This window comes from Halomonas sp. DP3Y7-2 (assembly GCF_019800795.1).
GTDB classification, from domain to species: Bacteria; Pseudomonadota; Gammaproteobacteria; order Pseudomonadales; family Halomonadaceae; genus Halomonas; species Halomonas litopenaei_A.
Map to the genome: position 1 here is coordinate 126,291 of NZ_JAHVKJ010000014.1, position 24,086 is coordinate 150,376.

At 64.4% G+C, this 24,086-nt stretch carries 25 protein-coding genes; 24 read left to right on the plus strand and 1 reads right to left on the minus strand.

Annotated elements, in window-relative coordinates; genetic code table 11:
* Positions 1-19 precede the first annotated feature (19 nt).
* The 10 genes from KUV45_RS19635 to KUV45_RS19680 all read left to right on the plus strand — a co-directional run bounded on the left by KUV45_RS19635 (position 20) and on the right by KUV45_RS19680 (position 9,557).
* The gene (locus KUV45_RS19635) at positions 20-1,387 is read left to right on the plus strand and encodes an adenylosuccinate lyase family protein (protein ID WP_222163973.1); all 1,368 of its coding nucleotides are present in this window, start codon (positions 20-22) and stop codon (positions 1,385-1,387) included.
* A gap of 247 nt (positions 1,388-1,634) precedes the next feature.
* Positions 1,635-2,453 (plus strand): CoA transferase subunit A, encoded by an 819-nt coding sequence (locus KUV45_RS19640; protein ID WP_206940583.1) that lies wholly within the window; start codon positions 1,635-1,637, stop codon positions 2,451-2,453.
* Positions 2,453-3,232 carry a CoA-transferase subunit beta gene (locus tag KUV45_RS19645; RefSeq protein ID WP_222163974.1) on the plus strand — a complete coding sequence of 260 codons (780 nt, stop codon included), beginning with the start codon at positions 2,453-2,455 and terminating at the stop codon, positions 3,230-3,232. Before KUV45_RS19640 ends, KUV45_RS19645 begins: the two co-directional genes overlap by 1 nt.
* A gap of 67 nt (positions 3,233-3,299) precedes the next feature.
* Positions 3,300-4,505: a 3-oxoadipyl-CoA thiolase gene (gene pcaF / locus KUV45_RS19650; RefSeq protein WP_222163975.1), complete on the plus strand. Its 1,206-nt coding sequence runs from the start codon at positions 3,300-3,302 to the stop codon at positions 4,503-4,505.
* 20 nt (positions 4,506-4,525) lie between these two features.
* On the plus strand, positions 4,526-5,737 hold the full coding sequence (locus KUV45_RS19655; RefSeq protein ID WP_222163976.1) for an alpha/beta fold hydrolase: 1,212 nt from the start codon (positions 4,526-4,528) through the stop codon (positions 5,735-5,737).
* 280 nt (positions 5,738-6,017) lie between these two features.
* The gene (locus tag KUV45_RS19660; protein WP_222163977.1) at positions 6,018-6,455 is read left to right on the plus strand and encodes a hypothetical protein; all 438 of its coding nucleotides are present in this window, start codon (positions 6,018-6,020) and stop codon (positions 6,453-6,455) included.
* 61 nt (positions 6,456-6,516) lie between these two features.
* Complete coding sequence (gene pcaQ / locus KUV45_RS19665) at positions 6,517-7,440, plus strand: pca operon transcription factor PcaQ (protein ID WP_222163978.1); 924 nt, start codon at positions 6,517-6,519, stop codon at positions 7,438-7,440.
* A 176-nt stretch (positions 7,441-7,616) separates the two neighbouring features.
* Positions 7,617-8,342: a protocatechuate 3,4-dioxygenase subunit beta gene (pcaH, locus tag KUV45_RS19670; RefSeq protein ID WP_206940569.1), complete on the plus strand. Its 726-nt coding sequence runs from the start codon at positions 7,617-7,619 to the stop codon at positions 8,340-8,342.
* Positions 8,343-8,427: 85 nt separating this feature from the next.
* A complete protein-coding gene (gene pcaG, locus KUV45_RS19675; protein ID WP_222163979.1) occupies positions 8,428-9,063 on the plus strand; it encodes a protocatechuate 3,4-dioxygenase subunit alpha in 636 nt (211 codons plus the stop codon).
* Between the two features lie 131 nt (positions 9,064-9,194).
* Complete coding sequence (locus KUV45_RS19680; protein ID WP_222163980.1) at positions 9,195-9,557, plus strand: RidA family protein; 363 nt, start codon at positions 9,195-9,197, stop codon at positions 9,555-9,557.
* Between the two features lie 61 nt (positions 9,558-9,618).
* Here KUV45_RS19680 and KUV45_RS19685 read toward each other — a convergent pair whose 3' ends face one another.
* The gene (locus KUV45_RS19685; protein WP_206940563.1) at positions 9,619-10,521 is read right to left on the minus strand and encodes a LysR family transcriptional regulator; all 903 of its coding nucleotides are present in this window, start codon (positions 10,519-10,521) and stop codon (positions 9,619-9,621) included.
* Positions 10,522-10,729: 208 nt separating this feature from the next.
* Between KUV45_RS19685 and KUV45_RS19690 the strand changes: the two genes are divergently transcribed.
* The 14 genes from KUV45_RS19690 (at position 10,730) to KUV45_RS19755 (ending at position 24,079) form a co-directional block, all read left to right on the plus strand.
* On the plus strand, positions 10,730-11,848 hold the full coding sequence (locus tag KUV45_RS19690; protein WP_206940561.1) for a muconate cycloisomerase family protein: 1,119 nt from the start codon (positions 10,730-10,732) through the stop codon (positions 11,846-11,848).
* A 35-nt stretch (positions 11,849-11,883) separates the two neighbouring features.
* On the plus strand, positions 11,884-12,174 hold the full coding sequence (gene catC, locus KUV45_RS19695; protein ID WP_206940560.1) for a muconolactone Delta-isomerase: 291 nt from the start codon (positions 11,884-11,886) through the stop codon (positions 12,172-12,174).
* Between the two features lie 164 nt (positions 12,175-12,338).
* Entirely contained in the window at positions 12,339-13,295 is a 957-nt protein-coding gene (gene catA / locus KUV45_RS19700) for a catechol 1,2-dioxygenase (protein WP_222163981.1), read from the plus strand.
* A gap of 170 nt (positions 13,296-13,465) precedes the next feature.
* A complete protein-coding gene (locus KUV45_RS19705; RefSeq protein ID WP_222163982.1) occupies positions 13,466-14,839 on the plus strand; it encodes a Rieske 2Fe-2S domain-containing protein in 1,374 nt (457 codons plus the stop codon).
* 23 nt (positions 14,840-14,862) lie between these two features.
* On the plus strand, positions 14,863-15,351 hold the full coding sequence (benB, locus tag KUV45_RS19710) for a benzoate 1,2-dioxygenase small subunit (RefSeq protein ID WP_222163983.1): 489 nt from the start codon (positions 14,863-14,865) through the stop codon (positions 15,349-15,351).
* A gap of 20 nt (positions 15,352-15,371) precedes the next feature.
* Positions 15,372-16,391 (plus strand): benzoate 1,2-dioxygenase electron transfer component BenC, encoded by a 1,020-nt coding sequence (benC, locus tag KUV45_RS19715; RefSeq protein WP_222163984.1) that lies wholly within the window; start codon positions 15,372-15,374, stop codon positions 16,389-16,391.
* Between the two features lie 83 nt (positions 16,392-16,474).
* Positions 16,475-17,692 (plus strand): ABC transporter substrate-binding protein, encoded by a 1,218-nt coding sequence (locus KUV45_RS19720; RefSeq protein ID WP_222163985.1) that lies wholly within the window; start codon positions 16,475-16,477, stop codon positions 17,690-17,692.
* A gap of 70 nt (positions 17,693-17,762) precedes the next feature.
* A complete protein-coding gene (locus KUV45_RS19725) occupies positions 17,763-18,623 on the plus strand; it encodes a branched-chain amino acid ABC transporter permease (protein WP_222163986.1) in 861 nt (286 codons plus the stop codon).
* A gap of 58 nt (positions 18,624-18,681) precedes the next feature.
* Complete coding sequence (locus KUV45_RS19730) at positions 18,682-19,767, plus strand: branched-chain amino acid ABC transporter permease (protein WP_222163987.1); 1,086 nt, start codon at positions 18,682-18,684, stop codon at positions 19,765-19,767.
* On the plus strand, positions 19,764-20,573 hold the full coding sequence (locus KUV45_RS19735; RefSeq protein ID WP_222163988.1) for an ABC transporter ATP-binding protein: 810 nt from the start codon (positions 19,764-19,766) through the stop codon (positions 20,571-20,573). The genes KUV45_RS19730 and KUV45_RS19735 overlap by 4 nt, the downstream gene beginning before the upstream one ends.
* The gene (locus KUV45_RS19740) at positions 20,570-21,352 is read left to right on the plus strand and encodes an ABC transporter ATP-binding protein (protein WP_224852125.1); all 783 of its coding nucleotides are present in this window, start codon (positions 20,570-20,572) and stop codon (positions 21,350-21,352) included. Before KUV45_RS19735 ends, KUV45_RS19740 begins: the two co-directional genes overlap by 4 nt.
* Positions 21,353-21,433: 81 nt before the next feature.
* Positions 21,434-22,207, plus strand: coding sequence for a benzoate diol dehydrogenase BenD (gene benD, locus KUV45_RS19745; protein WP_222163989.1), 774 nt, complete (start codon positions 21,434-21,436; stop codon positions 22,205-22,207).
* Positions 22,208-22,222: 15 nt separating this feature from the next.
* Positions 22,223-23,449: a benzoate/H(+) symporter BenE family transporter gene (locus tag KUV45_RS19750; RefSeq protein ID WP_222163990.1), complete on the plus strand. Its 1,227-nt coding sequence runs from the start codon at positions 22,223-22,225 to the stop codon at positions 23,447-23,449.
* Between the two features lie 168 nt (positions 23,450-23,617).
* A complete protein-coding gene (locus KUV45_RS19755) occupies positions 23,618-24,079 on the plus strand; it encodes a hypothetical protein (protein WP_222163991.1) in 462 nt (153 codons plus the stop codon).
* The last annotated feature ends 7 nt before the right edge of the window (positions 24,080-24,086 follow it).

A 24,086-nucleotide genomic window follows, 5' to 3' on the forward strand; every position in this document is an offset into this window, starting at 1 on the left:
CACTGCAAGAGGAAACGCCATGACTGCCGCCCTGCTGAGCCACCCCTGCATGAGCCAAGATGCGCTCAAGGACTGCCGTGATGCGGACTTTATCGCCGCAATGCTGGCCTTCGAGCTGGCCCTGGTGCGTGCACAGGAGCGTATCGGGGCGGTGCCGCCCGGTACCGCCGCAGACATGACCGAGCGGCTGGAGCATCACGCGTTCGATGTGGACGAACTGGCCCGTGGTGTTGCCAGTGGCGGTAATCCGGCCATTCCCTTCGTCAAGGCAGGCCGTGGCGCGCTGCCGGATCATCTCAAGCGTTACTGGCACCAGGGGGCCACCAGTCAGGATGTGGTGGACTCGGCCTTGATGCATCTGCTGACACCTCGTCTGGGAGCCATCGATGGACTGCTTGAACGGTGCCGGACCGCAGGCATGGCGTTGATGCAGGCACATGCCGATACGCCCATGGTCGGTCGTACGCTGATGCAGCAAGCCTTGCCGATCACCTTTGGCGCCAAGGTAGCCCAGTGGACGGTGGGGCTCGAACAAGCCAGGCGACGGCTGGGTGAGGTGGCGGATCAAGGTCTGCCGGTACAGTTTGGCGGTGCGGTAGGCGTGCACTCGGGATGGGGCGATGAAGGCATGGCCCTGATGCAGGCGATAGCCCAGGAGCTGGGGCTGAGCTGCCCGATATTGCCCTGGCACACCAATCGCCAGCCGATCCATGCCCTGCAGACGGCCCTGGACGCCGTGGCCGGGGCGGTGGAGAACCTGGCGCTCGACGTCTCCCTGCTGACTCAGACCGAGGTTGGTGAAGTCAGTGAACCCAGCGCCCCCGGCATGGGTGAGTCTTCGTCGATGCCGCACAAGCGCAACCCGGTGCGCTGTGCGCTGATACGCTCGTCGGCTCGTCGGCTGCATGGACACACCAGCGTGGTGCTGGGTGCCGTGGCGCAGCCGCTGGAGCGCGGACTGGGGGAGTGGCATGCCGAGTGGGTGCCCCTGACGGAATCGGTGCTGCTGGTGGAGGGCGCCCTGGAACAGGCGGCGGTGCTGCTCGAAGGCCTGGAGGTCCACCCCGAGCGCATGGCGGCCAACCTGGCGGTGACCGGGGGCGCCATCATGGCCGAGCCGGTAGCGCGTCTGCTGATCCCGTCCCTGGGGCCCGAGCGTGCCAAGGCGCTGGCGGCAGACGCCGCCGAACAGGCCAGGCAGCAGGGGCGCCGTTACGCTGATGTGCTGGTGTCGCTGGTGCTGGAAGGTGGTGACGCGGTGAACGGCGGCGCCGACGCCAGCACACTGCCCAGTGCCGAAGCGATACGAGCGGCCACCGATCCCGCCTTATACATTGGTAGCAGCAAACACCAGGTCCGTGCCGCGCTTGAGTGGCTGCAGCGCTGATAACCCTCTGAAGCAAAAGACAACCTCCAGTAAAGGCGAGCGCAGAGTCGATCTGCGCTCGCCTTTTTTGCATTTGACGATCGAGGGAATCGACAGTAGGTTTGTTCGTATAACAAACCTACGTTCACATAGCGAACAAAAAAGATGCGTGGTCCAGGCAACAGCGTCCTGGGCTATTCATCAAGAGCTCAACATCAAGAGCACAGCATTCAGCACACCCCTCCAGAACACACATGAGGCAATCCACATGGCCGAGATCTTGAGCCTGAGTGATGCGGTGAAGCGCTACGTCGAGGATGGCGCCACCGTTGCCATGGAAGGCTTTACCCACCTGATTCCGTTTGCCGCCGGGCATGAAGTCATTCGTCAGCGCAAGCGTGATCTCACCTTGATCCGCATGACCCCGGACCTGGTCTACGATCAGCTGATCGGTGCGGGTTGCGTCAAGAAGGTGATCTTTTCCTGGGGGGGCAACCCTGGCGTGGGGTCGCTGCACCGACTGCGCGATGCGGTGGAGAAGGGCTGGCCCCATCAGATCGAGATTCTCGAGCATAGCCATGCGGCCATGGCCTGCGCCTTCGAAGCAGGGGCCGCAGGACTGCCGCTGGCGGTGTTGCGAGGCTATGTGGGCAGCGAGCTGCCCAACGTCAACGAGCAGATCAAGTTTATCGAGTGTCCCTTTACCGGTGAGCGCCTGGCCGCCGTTCCATCGGTGCGCCCGGATGTGTCCATCGTGCATGCCCAGAAGGCGGATCGGGCCGGCAATGTGCTGGTCGAGGGCATCATCGGCGTGCAGAAGGAAGCGGTGCTGGCGGCCAAGCACGCCATCGTCACCGTCGAGGAGATCGTCGACGATCTGGGGGCGCACCCCAATGCCTGTGTGATTCCGGGCTGGGCCATCGACGCCATCGCCGTGGCGGAAAAGGGCTCGCTGCCGTCCTACGCCCACGGTTACTACCCCCGGGACAACCGCTTCTACAAGGAGTGGGACGCCATTGCACGGGACCGGGATGCCTTTACCCGGTGGATCGACGACAACATCATCCAGACAGGGGGGCACGCCTGATGAACACCGCTACCGACTACACCTCCGCCGAGATGATGACGGTGACCGCCGCCCGCGCGCTGGAGAACGGCATGACCTGCTTTGTCGGCATTGGTCTGCCCTCCGAAGCCGCCAACCTGGCACGCCTGACCCACGCTCCCGAGGTAGTGCTGATCTACGAATCCGGCACCCTGCAGACCAAGCCCGATGTGCTGCCGCTGTCGATTGGCGACGGTGAGCTGTGTGAGTCGGCGCTGACCACCGTGTCCGTGCCCGAGATGTTTCGCTACTGGCTGCAGGGCGGCAAGGTCAGCGTCGGCTTTCTGGGCACGGCGCAGATCGATCGCTACGCCAACCTCAATACCACGCTGATCGGTGACTACACCGCGCCCAAGGTACGCCTGCCGGGCGGTGGCGGGGCGCCGGAAATCGCCACCAACGCCGGCGAGGTGTTCATCACCTTGAAGCACTCGCCACGCGCCTTCGTGCGCGACGTGGACTTCATCACCACCCTGGGCTTCGGCCGCGACGGCAAGGGACGCGATGGCGTGCCCAACATCGGCAAGGGGCCGACTCGGGTGATTACCGATCTGTGCGTGATGAAGCCTGATCCCGTGGATCGCGAGCTCACCGTCGTCTCGCTGCACCCTGGGGTGAGCCGCGAGCAGGTGCAGGAAGCGACGGGCTGGGACATCCGCTTTGCCCCCGAGCTTGCCGCGACGCCCGAGCCCCGCGACCACGAACTGGCGGTGCTGCGCGAACTGAAGGCCCGCACCGAGCGCGCCCATAGCGGCCAGTAAGAGCCTCGGTTTTCCCCTGTTTACGACACGCCCCGCGCCGATGCGCGGGGACAGCAAGGAGTCCGCCATGACCGACGTCTATCTCTGCCATCCTCGCCGCAGTGCCATTGGCCGCTTCGGCGGTACCCTGTCCAGCGTGCGCCCTGATGATCTGGCGGCCGATATCTTCAAGGCAGTGCTGGCTCAGGCGCCCGATCTTGACCCTGCGGCCATCGAAGAAGTCTTCATGGGCTGCGCCAATCAGGCCGGTGAGGACAATCGCAACGTGGCGCGCATGTCGTCGCTGCTGGCGGGGCTTCCCACCTCGGTACCGGGCACTACCATGAACCGGCTGTGTGGTTCCGGCATGGATGCGGTGGGGACCGCCATGCGTGCGATCAAGGCCGGCGAGATGGATCTGGCCCTGGCCGGTGGCGTCGAGTCCATGTCGCGGGCGCCTTATGTCATGGGCAAGGCGGAGGGGGCGTTCTCCCGCGGACAGACGATCGAGGACACCACCATCGGCTGGCGCTTCGTCAATCCGCTAATGAAGAAGGTCTACGAGACCCACTCGATGCCGGAAACCGCCGAGAACGTGGCCGAGCAGTTCGCTATCTCGCGGGCCGACCAGGATGCCTTCGCCGTGCGCTCCCAGGAGAAGACCGCACGGGCCCAGCAGCAAGGGCGTTTTGCCCTGGAAATCACGCCTATCGAGATTCCCCGGCGCAAGCAGCCGCCGCTGGTCTTCGACAGCGATGAGCACCCGCGCTCCGGCACCACCCTGGACAAGTTGGCGAGCTTGCCGACACCCTTCAAGCAGGATGGCAGCGTCACCGCCGGCAATGCGTCGGGGGTCAACGATGGTGCCTGTGCGATGCTGGTGGCCAGTCAGGCCGCGGTGGAGCGCCACGGCCTGACGCCCATGGCGCGCATCTTAGGAATGGCCACCGGCGGGGTCGAGCCGCGTATCATGGGCTACGGCCCGGTGCCCGCGGTACGCCGCCTGCTGGCGCGCACCGGGGTAAGTATCGATGAGATCGACGTGATCGAGCTCAACGAAGCCTTCGCCGCTCAGGCGCTGGCCTGCATGCGGGACCTGGGCATTGCCGACGATGACCCCCGGGTCAATCCCAATGGCGGCGCCATCGCCCTGGGACACCCCCTGGGGATGTCCGGTGCGCGGCTATTGATGACCGCCGCCCACGAACTGCATCAGCAGCAAAAGCGCTATGCCCTGTGCACCATGTGTGTGGGTGTGGGGCAGGGGATTGCCACCTTGATCGAGCGCGTTTGATCCCGCCAACGGAGACCGCCATGAGCTTTGCCAAGATCCACCACCGCACCCTGAGCTATCGCCTGCTGGGCAGTGAGGCGCTGCCATTACTGGTGTTGGCCCATCCGCTGGGCATGAATCAGTCGGTCTGGGATGAGTTGCTGCCGCGCCTGATCTCACGCTATCGGGTGCTGACCTGGGACCTGCCGGGTCACGGGGCCAGTGGGCCATTGGAGCCCGGCGGCGCGATCACCCCGCAGGACCTGGCGGATGAGCTGCTGGCGCTGCTGGCCGAGGTGGGGATTGCTGACACCACGCGCCTGCATTTCGTCGGCACCTCCATCGGTGGTGTCATTGGCCAGGCGTTGATCGCGCATCATCCCGAGCGACTGGCCTCGGCCAGCCTGACCAATACCGGGGCGCAGATCGGCAATCTCGAACTGTGGTCGACCCGCGCCGGACGCGTGCGCGCCGAGGGGCTCGCCGCCATGTCCGGAGAAATCGTACCGCGCTGGTTCGCCGCCAGGGCGTTTGAGGCCAACCCGGCGCTGGCGCCAGGCTGGCAGCTGGCCATGGGCCGTGGCGACGCTGAGTCCTACGCCCAGCTGTGCGAGATGCTGGGGCAGGCGGATTTCCGGGGCCGCCTCGGCGATGCGGGTCATCACCCTCCAGCGCTAAGGGTCAACCTGCTGGCGGGCAGTGAGGATCTGGCGACGCCTCCCGCCTCGCTGGAGGCCTTGGCCGAACACATCCCCGGTGCTGAGCTGACGGTATTCGATGGCGTCGGCCATGTGCCCTCGGTGGAGGCACCCCAGCGCTTGTGCGACTGGCTGCTCGATGCGCTGGCGCCGGAGCTGGGCGATGTGGCCGAGCGGGGTGTTGCCTATTCGGTCGGGATAGAGACACGCAAGCAGGTGCTGGGGGAGGCGCATGTGGCGCGCTCCACCGCCAAGGCGACGTCGCTGGACGCGCCGTTTCAGCAGATGATCACCCGGCTGGCCTGGGGCGAGCTGTGGTCCAATGACGACCTGACGAGACGCGAGCGCAGCATGATCACCACCGGCATTCTCGCCGCCCTGGGGCGCGAGGAGCTGACCCTGCACTTGAACACCGCCCAGCGCATCGGGCTGAGTGAGGCGGAACTGCGTCAGGTGTTGATGCATGTCGCCATCTACGCTGGCGTACCGGCGGCCAACCACGCCTTTGCCCTGGCCAAGGAACTGGGCTGGGGCGCCTGTGAAGGTGAGGGCTAGGCAGGGTAGGGCAGGGTTAATCTGCATCTGCCGCACGGTTGTCGCCGCAGGGGAAGAGTGATACATAGCTGTCACACAATGGCAGCGCTGAATGTTCCAGTAGGGAGTGCCGAGTCCTTTCTGTCTGCTTCCCTCTATTCCGTCGTTCACTACATGGCCGAGTGCCCGTGATAGTGGCCTAACGTTTCGGGCCGTTGCTAGACTGGAACGGGGACGGATGCTGGGCATGAGGGCGCGGCCCGGTGCATGCCCTTATTTGGCGGCAAGAGGTAACTCCTAGATGCGGTTCATGACGTGTGTGGCAGCGTTGCTCGGTGGGCTGATGGCCCACTCGGCGGCGGCCGATTGGCGTTTCACCCAGGCCCACCAGATGTTTGGCGATGCGCCAGCGGCCAAGGTAGAAGATGGCGACGGTCATTCGCTGGCGCTGGTGTGCTTCAATGGGGTGCCCATGGTGTCGGTGGCGGGTTACGCCTCCGGCATGGGTGCAGACCGGCGCAAGCCTCTGGATGTGCTGGTGGATGGCATCGGCTATCGCCTGGAGTCCCGTCATTCACCCAAGGATGGTGTCTGGTTCGCGCCTTCGCCGGCTCGTCTGACGCGCACTCTGCAGTCAGGCAACGTCGCCGTGATCACTCCCCAGGACACGCTGCCAGCGCGCTTCTCGCTGATGGGGTCTGGCGAGCCCATCGAACGCGTGCTCGCTGCTTGCCAGTGAGCCCTGTCATCCCCCGTAGTTGAGATGGCCAGCGCCCTGATGCCCAAAACCCTGACGTTTTATGCTCAATCACCGTATCAAGCTGCGTCATCTCAACGCCTTTCTTGAGGTCTCTCGGCGCCGCAGCTTTGCGCGAGCTGCCGACTCCCTGGCGATCACCCAGCCGGGCATTTCCAAGGCCATCCGTGAACTCGAGGACATCGTCGGTGCCACGCTGTTCGAGCGTGGCGCCCAGGGCGTCAGTCTGACCCAGGCCGGGCTCACCCTGTTAAGGCACGCCGGCCCTGCGCTGAAGGCCCTCGAGGAGGGCGTGGGTGCCCTGGCGGATGCCCATGGTGGCCAAGCCTGGTTGAGGATCGGTGCGCTATCCACGGTGGAGTCACGGCTGATGCCCGCGGCTCTCGGCCGTTTCCAGACATCGCCTCACGGCCCCACGACCAGCGTCACGGTGGTCACGGGCGCCAGCGCCTATCTGCTGTCTCGACTGTCACTTGGCGAGCTGGACATGGTGGTCGGACGGATGACAGAAGCCCGCGAGATCCGTGATCTGGCCTTTGAGCATCTCTACTACGAGTCCTTGCGGTTGGTGGTGCGTCCCGGCCATGGGTTGGCCGGACACGCGCTTGAGGATACCGCCCCCCTCGGGGAGTGCCGCTGGGTACTGCCGCCCCAGCAGACGACCCTGCGACAGCAGGTCGACAGCTTCTGTGTGCGTCACGCCATCAGCCTGTCGTCGCCCTGTCTCGAAACCCTGTCGCTGACGCTCAGCCGCCGTTACACCCTGGAGAATGATGCCATCTGGGTGGCGCCCTTCGATGCCGTGGATGACGACCTGCAGGCAGGCCGTCTGGTGGAATTGTCGCTGGCCTTCGAGCATCAGGGGGGATCGGTAGGACTCTGTACCAACGCGTCAGTGGACACCAGCCTGGCGCTGGATGATTTCGCCGAGGCACTGCGCCAGGCCGCCGCCGAGCGCCAGCACTGAACGTTAGGCCATAGTGATCGGTGCCAGGATCGGCTGGCCATAACCTCTGGGTTATGGACGCTCGTCAAGGTCTCAATTGGCAGTCCGTCAGGGGCTGGTCACACTGGCGTCATCGCCTTGCCGGCGAGACGTGTCTGAACAACCAATAATCATCCCTTACGTCAGGACCTGGCCCTATGACTCTTCGTCGTCGTTTTGTCGAGCGCGATCGCCAATCGCATCCGCCCGCCTATGCTCCCGGTTACAAGACCACGGTGCCGCGCTCTCCTTCCCAGGCCTTGGTCAGCCTGCAGACTCCCAGCGTGTCTGAATTGACCGGCCCGGACTTTCAAAAGCTGCGCATGGGACCCCATGACAACGACCTGTTGCTCAACTTCCGCGATGGCACCGCCCCCGGCCTGCCAGTGGGAGAGCGGGTCATCATGTTCGGGCGGGTCATCGACCAGTTCGGCAAGCCCGTGCCCCACACCCTGGTTGAAATGTGGCAGGCCAACGCGGGCGGCCGTTACCGCCACAAGAAAGACAGCTACCTGGCCCCGCTGGACCCCAACTTCGGCGGGGTGGGGCGCTGCCTGACCGATGAGGACGGCTGGTATCACTTCCGCACCATCAAGCCAGGCCCTTACCCCTGGCCCAACGGCATCAACACCTGGCGTCCGGCGCATATCCACGTCAGCGTCATGGGGCCTGCCATCTCCACTCGCTTGATCACCCAGATGTACTTCGAGGGCGATCCACTGATTCCGATCTGTCCGATCGTGCAGACGCTCAACGACAAGGAAGCCGTCGGCACCATGATCGGACGTCTCGACATGGCGCGCTCGCGTCCGATGGACGCGCTGGCCTATCGCTTTGACCTGGTCGTGCGCGGCGAGCTGCAGACCTATTTCGAGAATCAGTGACACCGTCGGCAGCAATGCTTCCGACAACCAACAGTGATATGCCCTGCGGACGTGTGGCTATGGCGTCCGACGGCAAGGAGATTCCATGCAACAGCCCAATTTCACCCCCACCGCCAATCTGATGCTGCGTGAGACGGCGTCCCAGACAGCGGGCCCCTACGTGCATATCGGTCTGGCACTGGCCGTCGCCGGCCTGCCCGAGCGCGACGAAGAAATCTGGAACGAACTGGCCAAGGACAGTGCCAGCGGCGAGCGCATCGAAGTGGTAGGACGGGTCATCGACGGCAACGGCGACCTGGTCCGCGATGCCTTGCTTGAGGCGTGGCAGGCCGACAGCAGCGGCCACTATCAACCCGCCTTCGACCTCAAGGCGCCGTTCAACAGTTTCGGGCGCACCGCGACCACCGCCGAGGGTGACAGTGAATGGCGTTTTGTGACCGTCAAGCCCGGTGCCATCGCCCGTCCCGACGGCCGCACCATGGCCCCTCACATCAACCTGGCGATCTTTGCCCGGGGCGTGAATATCCATCTGCAGACCCGCCTGTACTTTGACGACGAGAGCGAGGCCAATGCCGACTGCCCCGTGCTGGGCGCGATTGAGTCACCCAACCGTCGTCAGACCCTGATCGCTCGTCGTGAAGACAGTGAAGGCGGACTGCCGCGCTATCGCCTGGATATCGTGCTGCAGGGGGAGGGGGAAACGGTGTTCTTCGACTTCTGATCGTGTTCGCTTGACCACACGGACGTCGCGGCCTGAACCGCGACGTCCGTGTCGCTATTTGCCCGCGTTTGCACCGACGCTTCCATGGCCTATGCTAGCGATCCTTTCCTCCCAGGCATCGAGGCTTCTCCATGGATATCCATCGCATCAACCCCACCCCCCGCTGGTCCGACATCACCGTGTTCAACGGCATGGCCCACTTCGTTGAAGTCGCCGAAGCGGATACCAGCGCCGACATCACCGGTCAGGTCGAGCAGATCTTCGCGCAGGCCGAGGAGTCGCTGGCCAAGGTGGCCAGTGACAAGACTCGGATTATTTCGGTGACCATCTACCTGACCGACTTCGCCAACTTCGATGCGCTGAATATCGCCTGGGAGCGCTGGTTCGAGCCCGGCACCGCCCCCAGTCGTGCCTGCGTCAAGGCCGAGCTGGCCAACCCCGAGCTGCTGGTCGAAATGGCCTTCGTGGCAGCGGCGGGGGATGATTTTCGATAACACGTAAGCGTTAGCCACCCGCTACAGGCAGGGCCTTGGCCCTGCCGTCCCGCCACGTTTTTCACGGATACTTCCCGCTGCGACGATTCTCCACCAGTACCTCGAGGATGGCGTTGGCCGCCTGCATCGTCTCGCTGGGCGCTTCGCCACGTCGGCGGCTGCACACGATCGGTGAAGTGATGTGCTTTTCGGCCAGGTAGAGGTAGCGGATACCGTCGCGGTTCTGTCGCTTGACCTGTTCCGGTACCAGGGTGATACCGAAGTCCGATACCACCAGGCCCAGCGCCGTCTGCATCTCGTTGGCCTCCTGGGCCACCGTGACCTTGAGGCCGCGCCGGCGAAACAGCCCCAGCACGATATCGGCAAGGCTGGGGCGTGGGCTTGCCGGGTACAGCACCAGCGGATAACTCGCCAGCTCGGCCATGGTCGGGGTGGTGCCCACCAGCGGGTGTCCTTCCGGCACCGCCGCCATCATCGGCTCCTCGAACAGGACTTCCTGTTCCACATCCGGGTCGTCGAGACGCAGACGCCCAAAGCCGATGTCGATCCTGCCTGCCTTCAGCGCCTGCACCTGTTCCACCGTGGTCAGTTCGGCCAGGGTCAGCTCTACCTCGTCCTTTTGTCGCAACTCCCTCACCAGCAGCGGCAGCTGTCCATAAAACAGCGATGGCACGAAGCCGATACCGAATAATTCCTTGTGGCTGCGGGACATGCGGCGCACGGCGGCCACGGTGGTGTCCAGCTTCTCAAGCATCTGCAGGGCATGCTCATGGAAGAACTTGCCGGTGGGCGTCAGGGCCAGGCCTCGGGGTCCACGGATAAACAGCTGGGCCCCCAGCTCTTCCTCCAACTGATTGATCTGCCGCGTCAATGGGGGCTGCGCCATATGCAGTCGAGCGGCGGCCCGGGTGATATTCAGCTCTTCTGCTGCAGCGCAGAAATAGCGTAGGTGTCGAAGCTCCATGATACCTCCAGGGTATGCCTGCTTACCCAGACCATATTGGTTCCGCGGTCCGTAGACAACCAGAATTCGTGAAGACGCCGTAAACAGGGGGTTTCGCATCATGGGCCACAAGAGATGGCGTGTGAGAGAAGTCGCCTCTAAGTAAGAAAAATCTTACTCAGGTATGGCTTGTTCACCCGTTTCCGTTCTGTCACGTGCCGGAGTTCCTATGAGCATCACCATTGCATCCATCGAGACGTTGCTGGTCGATCTTCCGACCATCCGGCCGCACAAGCTGTCGATGGCCACCATGGCCACCCAGACCCTGGTGATTGTGCGACTGCGATGCTCCGACGGTATCGAGGGGCTGGGTGAAGCCACCACCATCGGTGGTCTGGCCTATGGCCCGGAAAGCCCCGAGAGCATGAAGGTCAACATCGATACCTATCTGGCACCGGCGCTCGAGGGCCTGCCTGCAGACAACATCAATCTGGCCATGGCGCGTCTGGACAAGCTGGCCAAGGGCAACGTCATCGCCAAGTCGGCGCTGGAGACCGCGCTGCTGGACGCCAAGGGCAAGCGCCTCGGGGTGTCGCTGGCATCGCTGCTGGGCGGCCCTCGCCATGACCACCTGCCGGTGCTGTGGACGCTGGCCAGCGGTGACACCGATAAGGACATCGAGGAGGCCGAGCGGCGCCTGGAGCAGCGTCGTCATCGCGACTTCAAGCTCAAGATCGGTGCCAATCCGGTGGCGCGTGACGTCAAGCACGTGGCCGCGATCAAGGCCGCGCTGGGGGATCGCGCCAGTGTCAGGGTCGACGTCAACCAGGCCTGGGATGAAGCCACCGCGGTGCGGGCGATTGCCGAGCTCGAGGCCGCCGGCGTCGAGCTGATCGAGCAGCCCATTCCCGCCCACGAGCGGGCCGGACTGGCGCGTCTGTCCAGCCGTTTCGAGGTGACCATGCTGGCCGATGAAGGCGTTCAGGACCTGCGCTGTGGCCTGGCGCTGATCGACTCCGGCTTCAGCGGTGCCTTTGCCCTGAAGATTGCCAAGAGCGCCGGGCCCCGGGGGGCGCTGCGTCTGGCCCACCTGGCCGAAGCGGGCGGCATCGGGCTTTACGGCGGCACCATGCTCGAAGGCACCATCGGCACCGCCGCCTCGTTGCATGCCTGGGCCACCCTGCCCGAGATGGCCTGGGGCACCGAGATGTTCGGCCCCTTGCTGCTGACCGACGACATCGTCACCCGACCGCTGCACTACACCGACTTTGGCGTTGCCTTGCCGGATGGCCCCGGCCTTGGCCTTGAGCTGGACGAAGACAAGCTGCGCGAGTACGCCCGCCGTTAAGGGCGCCTTACCCCACGACCACCAGGAGACACGCCGTGCTATTTCACGTCGAAATGACCGTCAAGCTGCCGCCGGACATGGACCCCAGCCGGGCCGCCGAGATCAAGGCCACCGAGAAGGCCTATTCCCAGGAACTGCAGCGCGCCGGCAAGTGGCGCCACCTGTGGCGAGTGGCGGGCAGCTACTCCAACGTCAGCATCTTCGATGTGGAGGACAACGCCGAACTGCAGGAGCTGGTCGCGAATCTGCCGCTGTTTCCCTACATGGAGATCCGCGTCAAACCGCTGTGCCGCCACCCGTCCTCGGTACGCGAGGACGATCGCTGAATCACGTCGGGAAGGGCGTAACGCTCCCTTCCTGGTCATCCCCGAGCCCGGCCGGCCCCCTGACGAGCCTACGGCAGATGCCGTCCCGGCCAGCTCACCCCGCGCCAATGTCAACGAAGACGTCAATAACAACGATAACAGCGCCATCCCGTGAGGAGTGTGAGATGAACAAGCTAACCACCACCACGCCAGTCCGTATCTTTGACACCCCGGAGGTCCAGGACTTCCTTAACACCGTTGCCGGCTTCGACAAGAGCGGCGGCGACGAGCGCGCCAAGGAGATTCTGCATCGCCTGCTGTCGGACCTGTACAAACTGATCGACGACTATGACGTCACCCCGGAGGAGTTCTGGGCGGGTATCAGCGTGCTCAACGCACTGGGTGCCGGCACCCAGTTCGGCCTGCTGGCGCCGGGTCTTGGCTTCGATCATTACCTGGATATGCGGATGGACGCCGAGGACGCGGCCCGCGGCCTTCAGGGCGGCACCCCGCGCACCATCGAAGGGCCGCTCTATGTGGCCGGCGCACCCGAGTCCGAGGGCTTGGCGCGCATGGACGATGGTTCCGACACCCAGGCCGAGGTGATGTGGCTGACCGGTCAGGTACGTGACACCAGCGGCCAGCCCATCGCCGGGGCCAAGGTCGAGATCTGGCACGCCGACAGCAAGGGCAACTACAGCTTCTTCGACCCTTCCCAGTCGGACTATCACCTGAGGCGCAGCATCTTCACCGACGCCGATGGCCGCTATCGTGCCCGCAGCATCATTCCCTCAGGTTACGGCTGCCCCCCCGACAGCCCGACCCAGCAGGTGCTTGACCTGCTCGGCCGCCACGGCCAGCGCCCGGCGCATATCCACTTCTTTATCTCGGCGCCAGGCCACAAGCACCTGACCACCCAGATCAACCTGGCCGGTGACCCCTACACCTTTGACGACTTCGCCTTCGCCACCCGCGAGGAGCTGGTGGTGGACGCCAGTCGCATCGACGACCAGGCCGAGGCCAGTGCCCGTGGCATTGAAGGACCCTTCACCGAGGTGGTGTTCGATATCGAGCTTGCCGCCACCAGTGATGAGGCCCTGCAGGCGCGCCACAGGCGCCCGCGTGCCCTCGAAGACGTCTGAGACGCGCACCCACTGCCCGATCGCCGGACCCGTGCCGGCCCCTGACTCACACAGGAGCGTCTCGTTCGCGGACTGTGCCTTGCCCCTGACCGGCCCGACAGGCCGACAAGCGACGGGCGAGGCGAGGACGAGATAAAGGACGAGATAGAGGACGAGAGAGGAGAACAACGATGAGCAATAAACTCGACCAGATCGAAGCCCGCGTCCGCGGTGCCGTCGAAGACAACCCCGAGAAGGGCGTCTTCCGCTGCCATCGCAGCATGTTCACCGACCCCGAGTTCTTCGAACTCGAGATGAAACACATCTTCGAGGGCAACTGGCTGTTCATGGCCCACGAGAGTCAGGTCGCCGAGCCCGGCGACTACTTTACCCTGAACATGGGGCGCCAGCCGGTGGTCATCACCCGCGACAAGGACGGGGAGCTGCACGCGCTGATCAACGCCTGCGCCCACCGTGGCGCCACCATCTGCCGCCGCAAGCAGGGCAACAAGGGCACCTTTACCTGTCCGTTCCACGGCTGGACCTTCAAGAACGATGGTCGCCTGCTCAAGGCCAAGAACGAGAAGGTCGGTGCCTACCCGGATGCGTTCAAGCAGGACGGCTCCCATGATCTCAAGCGACTGCCGAAGTTTGCCAACTACAAGGGCTTTCTGTTCGGCAGCCTGAGCGCCGACGTTATGCCCATCGAGGACTACCTGGGCGAGACCAAGAAGGTCATCGACAACATCGTCGACCAGGCTCCCGAAGGCCTCGAGATTCTGCGGGGGACTTCCTCCTACACCTACACCGGCAACTGGAAGCTGCAGGCCGAGAACGGGGCCGACGGCTACCACGTCAGTACTGTGCACTGGAACTACGCCTCCACCATGGACCGCCGCAACTATGACGAGGGCGGCACCAAGGCGGTGGACGCTGACGGCTGGTCCAAGTCGAAGGGCGGTTTCTACTCCTACGAGAACGGCCACATGATGCTGTGGACCCGGCTGCTCAACCCTGAGGTGCGCCCGGTGTACGAGCACAAGGAGCGCATCGAGCAGGAGCTGGGCGAGGCCCGGGCCGACAACATCGTCAACCAGACCCGCAACCTGTGCCTGTACCCCAACGTCTACCTGATGGACCAGTTCTCGACCCAGATTCGGGTGCTGCGGCCGCTGGCGGTGGACCGCACCGAGGTCACCATCTACTGCTTCGCGCCCAAGGGCGAGTCGGCGGAGAACCGCCGGGTGCGCATTCGCCAGTACGAGGACTTCTTCAACGTCAGCGGTATGGGGACGCCGGACGACCTGGAGGAATTCCGTGGCTGCCAGAACGGCTACAACGGCGCCCTGGCCGAGTGGAACGACCTGTCCCGCGGCGCCAAGCAGTGGATCGATGGTCCGGATGAAGACGCCGCCGCCATCGACATGAAGCCGCTCAAGAGTGGTGCCTCGCCAGAGGATGAAGGCCTCTACGTGCTGCACCACCAGCACTGGGTCGAGGAAATGCTGCGCGCCATCGACAAGGAACGCAGCCAGTTCATCGCGACCACCACGGCCACCACCTGAGCCCCACACAGAGGAGCATGATCATGAGCACCAGCTATCACGATATCCAGGCCTTTGTGTACCGCGAGGCGCGGCTGCTGGACGACCGCCAGTGGGACGAATGGCTGACCCTGTACGCCAAGAAGGCCGAGTTCTGGATGCCCTGCTGGGACGATGACGACACCTTGACCCAAGACCCCCACAGCGAGATTTCGCTGATCTACTACCCCAACCGGGAGGGGCTTGAGGATCGCGTCTATCGGATCAAGACCGAGCGCAGCGGCGCCAGTACCCCTGAGCCTCGTACCACCCATCAGATCACCAACATCGAGGTGCTGAAGGAAGAGGGCGATGTGGTCGAGGTGCGTTTCAACTGGCATACCCTGAGCCACCGCTACAAGCAGACCGACAGCTACTTCGGGGTGTCCTACTACACCCTGGACGTGTCCGGCGAGAGTCCGCTTATCACCCGCAAGAAGGTGCAGCTCAACAACGATTACATCCACCAGGTGATTGACGTGTACCACGTCTAGCGCGTCGCAGGAGAACGACCATGAGCTACACCATTGCGCTCAACTTCGAAGATGGAGTGTCGCGCTTCATTGACTGCAACGAGGGCGAGACCGTCCTCGATGCCGCCTACCGCAACAAGGTCAACCTGCCGATGGACTGCTCCGATGGCGTCTGCGGCACCTGCAAGTGCCACTGCGACCAGGGCGAGTTCGAGCTGGGTGACGAGTACATCGACGAGGCGTTGTCCGACGAGGAACTGCACGAAGGCCAGGTGCTGACCTGCCAGATGGTGCCGTCATCGGACTGCGTGCTGTCGGTGCCGGTGGCCTCGACCCTGTGCAAGACCGCGGTGGACACCCGCAGCGCCTCGGTGGTGCACGTCGAGTCGCTGTCCGAGGACTCCATTGAGCTTGCCATCGACATCGAGGGCGAACCGCTGCAGTTCCTGCCCGGTCAGTACGTGCACCTGGAGGTGCCGGGAGCCGAGCAGCATCGCAGCTACTCGTTCAGCTCACTGCCAGGGGAGAGCCGTGCCAGCTTTCTGATTCGCAATGTGCCTGACGGCCTGATGAGCGGCTATCTCAGCGAGCGCGCCAAGGGCGGTGACGCCATGGCGGTGACCGGCCCCATGGGCAGCTTCTATCTGCGCGCTATCCAGCGCCCGATCCTGATGCTGGCGGGCGGTACCGGACTTGCGCCCTTCCTGTCGATGCTCAAGCAGCTGGCGTTGCTGGAAGCACGGGGCGAGGGCGCCGGACAGCCGATCCACATGATCTACGGGGTGACCAAGGACGATCACCTGGTCAAGTGTGAGGAGCTGGATGCCGCCGTCGAGGCGCTGCCCGACTTTGACTATCTGACGGTGGTCGCGGACGAGGGCAGCAGCCACGAGCGCAAGGGCTACGTCACCCATCACATGGACGAGAGCAAGCTGCATGGAGGGGATGTCGATGTCTACCTGTGCGGCCCGCCGCCGATGGTGGACGCGGTGCTCAAGCACTTCGACAGTCAGGGCATCAAGCCCGCCAGCTTCCACTACGAGAAGTTCACCCCCAACTGAGTGAATCGCCAGCCAGGCCAGGGACCTACGCCGATGGTGTCCCTGGAGACATAACGACAATCACAACCTGACGAGAATCGACCATGACAACCATTAAAAAGCGCTCCGGCGCACGTTCTCTCTTCGGTCGTCGAGCCGCGCTCGGCGCTCTGATCCTGACACCGGCCCTGGGCCTCACCCTGGGGGCCTCCAGCCCGGCCCAGGCCGACCATGACGTCAAGCTGGGCCTGATGCTGCCCTATTCCGGTACCTACGCGGCCCTTGGTGAGTCCATCACCAATGGGCTCAAGCTTGCCATCGAGCAGGAGGGTGGCAGCCTCGGTGGTCACGGCGTCGAATACGTGGCCCTGGATTCCGAAGCCAACCCCTCCAAGGCGCCCCAGAACATGAGTCGCCTGGTCAAGGGCGACGGTGTCGATGTGGTCATCGGTCCGGTCCACTCAGGCGTTGCCATGGGCATGCTGCGGGTGGCCAAGCAGACCGGTGCGATCACCATCATTCCCAACGCCGGGCTCGAGGCCGCCACCAACCAGCTGTGCATGCCCAACGTCTTTCGTACCTCGTTCAGCATGTGGCAGAACAGCTACCCCATGGGCCAGGTGGCCTATGACCAGGGCCATCGCAGGATCGTCACCATCACCTGGGACTATGCCGGCGGCAAGGAAGATCTGGCCGGTTTCGAGCAGGCCTTCACGGAGGCCGGCGGCGAGATCGTCGAGCAGATTCTGGTGCCCTTCCCGAGCACCGAGTTCCAGACCTACCTGGCCCAGATCGCCAGCATCGCCCCGGATGCGGTCTACACCTTCTTTGCCGGTGGCGGCGGGGTTGGCTTCGTGCGCGACTACGCCGCGGCCGGGCTCAACGACAGCATTCCGCTGTACGGTTCGGGCTTCTTGACCGACGGCAACCTGGTGGCCCTGGGCGACGCCGCCGACGGCGTGCAGACCACCATGCACTACGCCGAGACCCTCGACACTCCGCAGAACCAGGCCTTTGTCGCCGCCTATCAGGAGGCCTACGGCGAGATCCCCGACACCTACGCGGTGCAGGGCTATGACGCCGGCAAGATGCTGGCCCAGGCCTACGGCGCGATCGACGGCGAGCCGACCCGGGAGGCGCTGATCGCCGCACTCGGCTCGGTGCAGCTCGACAGTCCGCGCGGACCGGTGAGCTTCTCCGAGTCCCATCACCCGATCCAGAACGTCTACCTGCGCGAGGTAAGGGACGGCGAGCACCACGTCACGTCGATCGCAAGCCCACAGCTGGAAGTTCCCGACAGCGCCTGCCCGATGAAGAGCTGAGCCCAGCAGGCGGCCGCGCGAGCGTGCGTGCCGCCGCCTGCTTGCCCTCATCCAGACGAGGAGAACGACGATGGATCTTGCCTTCTTCGGGGTACAGCTGCTCAACGGCCTGCAATACGGCCTGCTGCTGTTCCTTATCGCCAGTGGCCTGACGCTGATCTTCGGCATCATGGGCATCATCAACCTGGCCCATGGCGCCATGTACATGATCGGCGCCTACCTGGCCTTCGACCTGACCCAGCGGCTCGGCAACTTCTGGCTGGCCATCCTGATCGCGGTCCCCATCGCGGTGATGCTCGGCCTGGTCATCGAGCGACTGTTTCTGGACACCCTGTACAAGCGTGACCACCTCTACCAGGTCCTGCTGACCTTCGGCCTGATCCTGGTGCTCAACGAGGCCCAGCGCATCATCTGGGGCGGCGACGTGCACTCGGTGGCGTTGCCGGCGCCCTTCGACGGCTCCATCGCGCTTACCGACAACCTGCAGTACCCGGTCTATCGGCTGTTCGTGGCGGCGGTATGCCTGGCGCTGGCCGGTGCCATCTACTGGGTCATTCGCCATACCCGGCTGGGCATTGTCATCCGCGCCGGTGCCGTCAACCGCGAGATGGTCGAGGGCCTTGGCATCAATATCCGCACCCTGTTCACCTTGATCTTCAGCGTCGGCGTGGCGCTGTCGGCCTTCGCCGGGATGATGGCGGCGCCGCTGTCGTCGATTACCCCCGGGATGGGGGATTCCATCCTGATCACCTGTTTTGTGGTGGTGGTCATCGGCGGCATTGGTTCGATCAAGGGGGCCTTCTTCGGTGCCCTGTTGATCGGCATGGCCGAGACCTTCGGCCCGGTGCTGATTCCGAGCCTCGCCAGCATGCTGATCTACCTGATCATGGCGCTGGTGCTGTTGATCAAGCCGCGCGGGCTGTTCGCCTGACGCCGGCACACCCTGACACGACCTTGACGGGCGAGTATCCGCCCGGAGGAGAGGGACCATGTTGCACCGTTATCCCAAGCGCGTGACGTTTCTGCTGCTGGCAGGTCTTGCGCTGTTGATCGCCTATCCGGCCTGGGGGCCGGCCCTGTTCGGGGAGTCCAGCGCCTTCTTCATGGAGAAGCTGACTCTGATGCTGATCTTTGCCCTGTTCGCCGTCAGCCTCGATCTGCTGGTGGGTATTCTTGGCCTGGTGAGCCTGGGCCATGCGCTGTTCTTCGGCCTTGGCGCCTACACCCTGGCCATGGCCAGCCCCGACTTCAGCGCCGCCTCGCTGTGGTGGATGCTGCCGCTGGTGATGCTGGTCTCAGGTCTGGTCGCCACCATCGTCGGCGTGCTGGTGCTGCGCACCAAGGGCATCTTCTTCATCATGACCACCCTGGCCTTTGGCCAGATGCTCTTCTACACCGTCAGCACATCCAGCATGACCGGCGGTACCGATGGGGTCTTCATCATGTTCAGGCCGAGCCTCGCCATGGGCGAGACGCCCCTTGTCGATCTCGACAATCCGCTGACCTTCTTCTACTTCTGCCTGGCGCTATTGGTGGCGGTCTATCTTATCCTGCGCGCCCTGACCCGTTCCCACTTTGGCCAGGTGCTCGATGGCATCCACGACAACGAGCACCGCATGCAGGCGCTGGGCTACGCCACCACCGGCTACAAGCTGATCGCCTTCGTGGTGTCAGCGATGATCGCCGGTGTCGCCGGCATGCTGGCGGCGATGCAGTACGGCTTCGCCAATCCCGCGCAACTTGGCTGGCACCACTCTGGCGAGGTGCTGATGATGGTGATCCTTGGCGGCATGGGCACCATCTTCGGGCCGATCCTCGGCGCTTTCGCCTATGAACTGCTGCTGTACTTCTATGAGCACCTGACCAACCACTGGCCGATCCTGATGGGGATGACCATCATCGTCGCGGTGCTGGTGCTGCCCCGGGGCATCGCCGGACTACTGCTCGATCCGCCAGGACGCAAGACGTCGCTGTTCGGGCGCTGGAGCGCGGCCAGAGATGCCCAGCAGGCAGAGCGTGTCGCCTCGGCGCCGCAGGCGTCGGCGGGCAAGTCCGCCGGGGAGGTGTCGTCATGAGCAGCATGCTGTCGACCCGCGGCCTGACCCGCAGCTTCGGAGGCCTGCTGGCGGTCAATGATGTGGACTTTCAGGTCGAGCGTGGCGAGATCCACGCCATCCTGGGACCCAATGGCGCCGGCAAGAGCACCCTGATCAATCTGCTGTCCGGGGAGATTCCCCCCACCCGGGGCGAGATCGTCTATCGCGGCAACGCCATCCAGGGCAAGAAAGCCCACCAGGTCGCGCGACTGGGTATCGGGCGCAGTCACCAGAAGACCAATATCTTTCCGCGCCTGACCTGCCTGCAGAACTGCCAGCTGGCGGCGCGTATTCACCATGGTGGGGTCATCGGCAGCTGGCGCTCGCGCAAGCGCGCCAAGGAAGTGGACGAGCGGGCGCTGGCAGCGCTGGACACCTGTGGCCTGGTGCCCCGCGCCCATACGCTGTCCTCCGGTATGAGCTACGGCGAGCAGCGCCAGCTGCAGATCGCCATGGTGCTGGCCACCCAGCCGCAGCTGATGCTGCTGGATGAACCCATGGCAGGCATGGGCCGCGAGGAAACTGACCAGGTCGCCGATCTGCTCAAGCGGCTGTCTCGCGACTACACCATCGTGCTGATCGAGCACGACATGGACTCGGTGTTCCGCCTGGCCGATCGCATTACCGTGATGGTCGACGGCTGCGTGCTGGAAAGCGGCGACACCCAGAGCATTCGTGCAAGCGATACCGTGCGTGACGTCTATCTGGGTCGCCATGACTCGGGCCAGGACGAGGCCTCTGACGATATCGATGACCGCCCCCACCGCCGCGAGGTAGCGCCATGAACGCCCGACTTGATCGCACCATGAATGGCGCTGGCAGCGGAAGTGGCGCGGACACGATCGACACCAGCGCGCCGTTGATCGACGCCCGAGGTCTGCACACCTTCTATGGCGAGAGTCATGTGCTGCACGGCGTGGACCTCAGCCTGAATGCCGGTGAGACGCTGAGCCTGCTCGGTCGCAACGGCATGGGCAAGACCACCACCCTGAAGTCGATCCTGGGCTTTGTGCCACCGCGCCATGGGGAGGTGCGGATCATGGGCGTGGACACCCGCAAGCGGCGGCCTTGGCAGGTGATTCGCCAGGGGATCGGCTATGTGCCGGAGGGGCGGGGCATCTTCCCTGGCCTCAGCGTGCGTGAACACCTGGTGATGGCCGCCCGCACCGGCGTCGATGGCCGCAGTGAGTGGAACATCGAACGGGTGCTGGACACCTTTCCCCGGCTCAAGGAGCGGATCAGCCACGATGGCTCGCTGCTGTCCGGCGGCGAGCAGCAGATGCTGTCGATCGGTCGGGCACTGATGCTCAATCCTCGGCTGGTTATCCTGGACGAGGCCACCGAAGGGCTGGCGCCGCTGATCCGTGACGAGATCTGGTCGATCATCCGCACCATCAAGGCCTCGGGCATCGCCAGCATCATCGTCGACAAGAACATCGACAACCTGCTTGAGGTGGGCGACCGCCACCTGCTGATCGTCAAGGGCAAGGTGGTGTTCGACGGCAGCAGTCAGGCGCTCAGGGATGACCCCTCGATTCTTGATACCCACCTTGGCGTGGGGTGAGTCGCGCCCATCGCTGGACCATAGGCATAGGACTGTAAGTACAGGACCGTAAGCACAGGACCGTAAAAACAGGACCGTGAGATGAAACGATTTGAACAGAAAGTGATGCTGATCACCGGCGCCGCCCAGGGCATTGGGCGGCGGCTGGCGGAAAGGGCCGCACAAGAGGGCGCCCTCCTGGTGCTGGTGGACCGCGCCGAGCACGTGCATGACGTGGCGGGTGCGCTGGCCGACCAGGGCGCCGAGGCGCTGGCGCTGACGGCCGATCTGGAAACCTGGGACGGCGCCGAGGCCGCCATGGGTGGTGCCATCGAGCGCTTTGGGCGCATCGACGTGCTGGTCAACAACGTCGGTGGCACCATCTGGGCCAAGCCCTACACCCACTACGCGCCGGAGCAGATCGAGGCCGAGGTACGCCGCTCGCTGTTTCCGACCCTGTGGTGCTGCCGTGCGGCCTTGCCTCATCTGATCGAGAGTGGCGGCAATATCGTCAACGTATCGTCGGTGGCGACGCGGGGCGTCAACCGAGTGCCCTACGCCTCGGCCAAGGGTGGGGTGAACGCCCTGACCGTGGCACTGGCCATCGATATGGCCGAGCACGGGGTACGGGTCAACGCCACCGCCCCCGGTGGCACCGAGGCACCACCGCGGCTGACGCCACGCAACGCCGAGCCCCAGAGCGAACAGGACGCGCTGTGGTACCAGCAGCTGATCGACCAGACCAAGGCGTCCAGCCTGATGCATCGCTACGGCACCCTGGATGAGCAGGTGGGGCCGATCCTGTTTCTGGCATCCGATGACGCCAGCTACATCACCGGTAGCGTGCTACCGGTGGCTGGCGGTGACCCAGGCTGATCAAGGAGCCCAACCATGCGCCATCCCTCTGCTGATACCGGGAACGACCGGGCCAGCGCTTCCTGGCTAGGTTCCCTGGCGCGGGATCTGTCGCTGTCGGCGGTGACGGCGGGCTTCGTGGCGGTACTGATTTCCTATTCAGGGCCGCTGGCGATCTTCTTTCAGGCCGGGGCAGCGGCGGACATTTCCCCCGCCATGATGACCTCCTGGGTGTGGGCCATCTCGCTGGGGGCGGCGGTCTCCGGCATCGTACTGAGCCTGTGGCTCAGGGTGCCGGTGGTGACCGCCTGGTCGGCGCCGGGCACGGCGTTGCTGGTCAGCCTGTTTCCCGAATTGTCCCTGGCCGAGGCGGTGGGGGCCTACCTGAGCGCGGCGGTACTGATGCTGGTCATCGGCATCAGCGGCAGCTTCGACCGGCTGATGGCGCTGATTCCCAAGGGCGTAGCCGCCGGAATGATGGCCGGCATCCTGTTCCAGTTCGGGCTGGACGCCTTTGCGGCCATCGAGACGTCGCCGTCGCTTGCCCTCGGCATGCTGGTGGCCTATCTGCTGTCCAAGCGCGTGGCGCCGCGCTACTGCCTGATCCTGTTGCTGCTCACCGGTATCGTGCTGGCCGTGCTGCTGGAGGATGCCAGCCTGGCTGGCGTCGGCCTGCACCTGGCGGTGCCGGTGTGGATCACCCCGGAATGGAGCCTCGCCAGCACCCTGAGCCTGGCGCTGCCGCTGGTGGTGGTCAGCCTGACCGGCCAGTTTTTGCCAGGCATGGCGATCCTGCAGGGGGCGGGCTATGACACCGAGGCCAGACCAATACTGACGGTGGCGGGAGTGACGTCCCTGGCGACCGCCTGCTTTGGCGGTATTTCCACCGTGGTCGCCGCCATCACCGCCGCGCTGTGCACCGGCAAGGAGGCCCACGAGGACCCGGAACGGCGCTATGTGGCGGGGGTCGCCAACGGCGTCTTCTACCTGGTCGGCGGGCTGTTCGCCGGTACCATTGTGGCGCTGTTCAGCTCGCTGCCGGGGGCCTTCGTGGCGTTGCTGGCAGGGCTTGCACTGATTGCTGCGATCGTCAGCAATCTGGCTGCCATGATCGCCGCCGATGATCATCGAGAGGCCTCTGTGATCGCCTTTATGGTCACCGCTTCGGGCATGAGCCTGTTCGGACTGGGCGCGGCCTTCTGGGGTGTGGTGATCGGCGGCGTTGCGGTGAAGCTGTTGCATGGCGCAGGTAGCAAGAGCTGAGACCTGCCCGCAAAGGTCAGAGTCACATGTCTGGTACCTCTGGCCGGGGGTGCCGGCCCCCGCATGCAGCTAGGGTTGTTGTACGGGGCAGCCAAGTGGCCGACTCTCACCGGTGTGGCGGGCAACGATTCCCCGCTGCGTTTGTGTTCGCAGCACCAGGATGACGTCATGCAGCGCTATTCACGATGTTCCCTTGCCTGCCATTCTCTGGCGGCGTTGATCCTTGTCGCATTCGGCGTCGTCTATCTTTCGCGCAGTGAATTTATGCCTTACCACGCGGCGGCCATGGGGTCGGATTGGGCGTCGGTGGACGGCGGGACCCAGCAGGTGCTGCTGGCGTTGATGCGCGCCCTTGGCGGTGCTTGCCTTGGCGTGGCGGTGTTGGTGGGCACCCTGTTGTGGGGGCCCTTCCGCCGGGGAGAACGCTGGGCAACCCTGGCGATACCCATGGCAGGGCTGCTGCTGTGCGCCACTTCGCTGTATGCCCAGCTTGGGGTGGCTCTGAAGACCGCCGCTTCGCCGCCGATGTTGCCGGTGCTGGTCGCCGGGGCGCTTCTGCTGGTGGGGCTGCTGATGTCACTGCGACATGGCGGAACCCAACTTGCACCCAAACCCAGACCCGATGAATAGCGCCAGA

Excerpts from the sequence above, each read along its gene's own strand:
- pcaG (WP_222163979.1), top strand. The coding sequence starts at position 8,428 with ATGCAACAGCCCAATTTCACCCCCACCGCCAATCTGATGCTGCGTGAG.
- KUV45_RS19645 (WP_222163974.1), top strand. The coding sequence starts at position 2,453 with ATGAACACCGCTACCGACTACACCTCCGCCGAGATGATGACGGTGACC.
- KUV45_RS19660 (WP_222163977.1), top strand. The coding sequence starts at position 6,018 with ATGCGGTTCATGACGTGTGTGGCAGCGTTGCTCGGTGGGCTGATGGCC.
- KUV45_RS19705 (WP_222163982.1), top strand. The coding sequence starts at position 13,466 with ATGAGCAATAAACTCGACCAGATCGAAGCCCGCGTCCGCGGTGCCGTC.
- benC (WP_222163984.1), top strand. The coding sequence starts at position 15,372 with ATGAGCTACACCATTGCGCTCAACTTCGAAGATGGAGTGTCGCGCTTC.
- pcaQ (WP_222163978.1), top strand. The coding sequence starts at position 6,517 with ATGCTCAATCACCGTATCAAGCTGCGTCATCTCAACGCCTTTCTTGAG.
- KUV45_RS19685 (WP_206940563.1), bottom strand. The coding sequence starts at position 10,521 with ATGGAGCTTCGACACCTACGCTATTTCTGCGCTGCAGCAGAAGAGCTG.
- KUV45_RS19655 (WP_222163976.1), top strand. The coding sequence starts at position 4,526 with ATGAGCTTTGCCAAGATCCACCACCGCACCCTGAGCTATCGCCTGCTG.
- KUV45_RS19730 (WP_222163987.1), top strand. The coding sequence starts at position 18,682 with ATGTTGCACCGTTATCCCAAGCGCGTGACGTTTCTGCTGCTGGCAGGT.
- catA (WP_222163981.1), top strand. The coding sequence starts at position 12,339 with ATGAACAAGCTAACCACCACCACGCCAGTCCGTATCTTTGACACCCCG.
- KUV45_RS19725 (WP_222163986.1), top strand. The coding sequence starts at position 17,763 with ATGGATCTTGCCTTCTTCGGGGTACAGCTGCTCAACGGCCTGCAATAC.
- benB (WP_222163983.1), top strand. The coding sequence starts at position 14,863 with ATGAGCACCAGCTATCACGATATCCAGGCCTTTGTGTACCGCGAGGCG.
- KUV45_RS19750 (WP_222163990.1), top strand. The coding sequence starts at position 22,223 with ATGCGCCATCCCTCTGCTGATACCGGGAACGACCGGGCCAGCGCTTCC.
- KUV45_RS19740 (WP_224852125.1), top strand. The coding sequence starts at position 20,570 with ATGAACGCCCGACTTGATCGCACCATGAATGGCGCTGGCAGCGGAAGT.
- KUV45_RS19640 (WP_206940583.1), top strand. The coding sequence starts at position 1,635 with ATGGCCGAGATCTTGAGCCTGAGTGATGCGGTGAAGCGCTACGTCGAG.
- KUV45_RS19680 (WP_222163980.1), top strand. The coding sequence starts at position 9,195 with ATGGATATCCATCGCATCAACCCCACCCCCCGCTGGTCCGACATCACC.
- KUV45_RS19690 (WP_206940561.1), top strand. The coding sequence starts at position 10,730 with ATGAGCATCACCATTGCATCCATCGAGACGTTGCTGGTCGATCTTCCG.
- pcaH (WP_206940569.1), top strand. The coding sequence starts at position 7,617 with ATGACTCTTCGTCGTCGTTTTGTCGAGCGCGATCGCCAATCGCATCCG.
- KUV45_RS19755 (WP_222163991.1), top strand. The coding sequence starts at position 23,618 with ATGCAGCGCTATTCACGATGTTCCCTTGCCTGCCATTCTCTGGCGGCG.
- KUV45_RS19720 (WP_222163985.1), top strand. The coding sequence starts at position 16,475 with ATGACAACCATTAAAAAGCGCTCCGGCGCACGTTCTCTCTTCGGTCGT.
- pcaF (WP_222163975.1), top strand. The coding sequence starts at position 3,300 with ATGACCGACGTCTATCTCTGCCATCCTCGCCGCAGTGCCATTGGCCGC.
- KUV45_RS19635 (WP_222163973.1), top strand. The coding sequence starts at position 20 with ATGACTGCCGCCCTGCTGAGCCACCCCTGCATGAGCCAAGATGCGCTC.
- benD (WP_222163989.1), top strand. The coding sequence starts at position 21,434 with ATGAAACGATTTGAACAGAAAGTGATGCTGATCACCGGCGCCGCCCAG.
- KUV45_RS19735 (WP_222163988.1), top strand. The coding sequence starts at position 19,764 with ATGAGCAGCATGCTGTCGACCCGCGGCCTGACCCGCAGCTTCGGAGGC.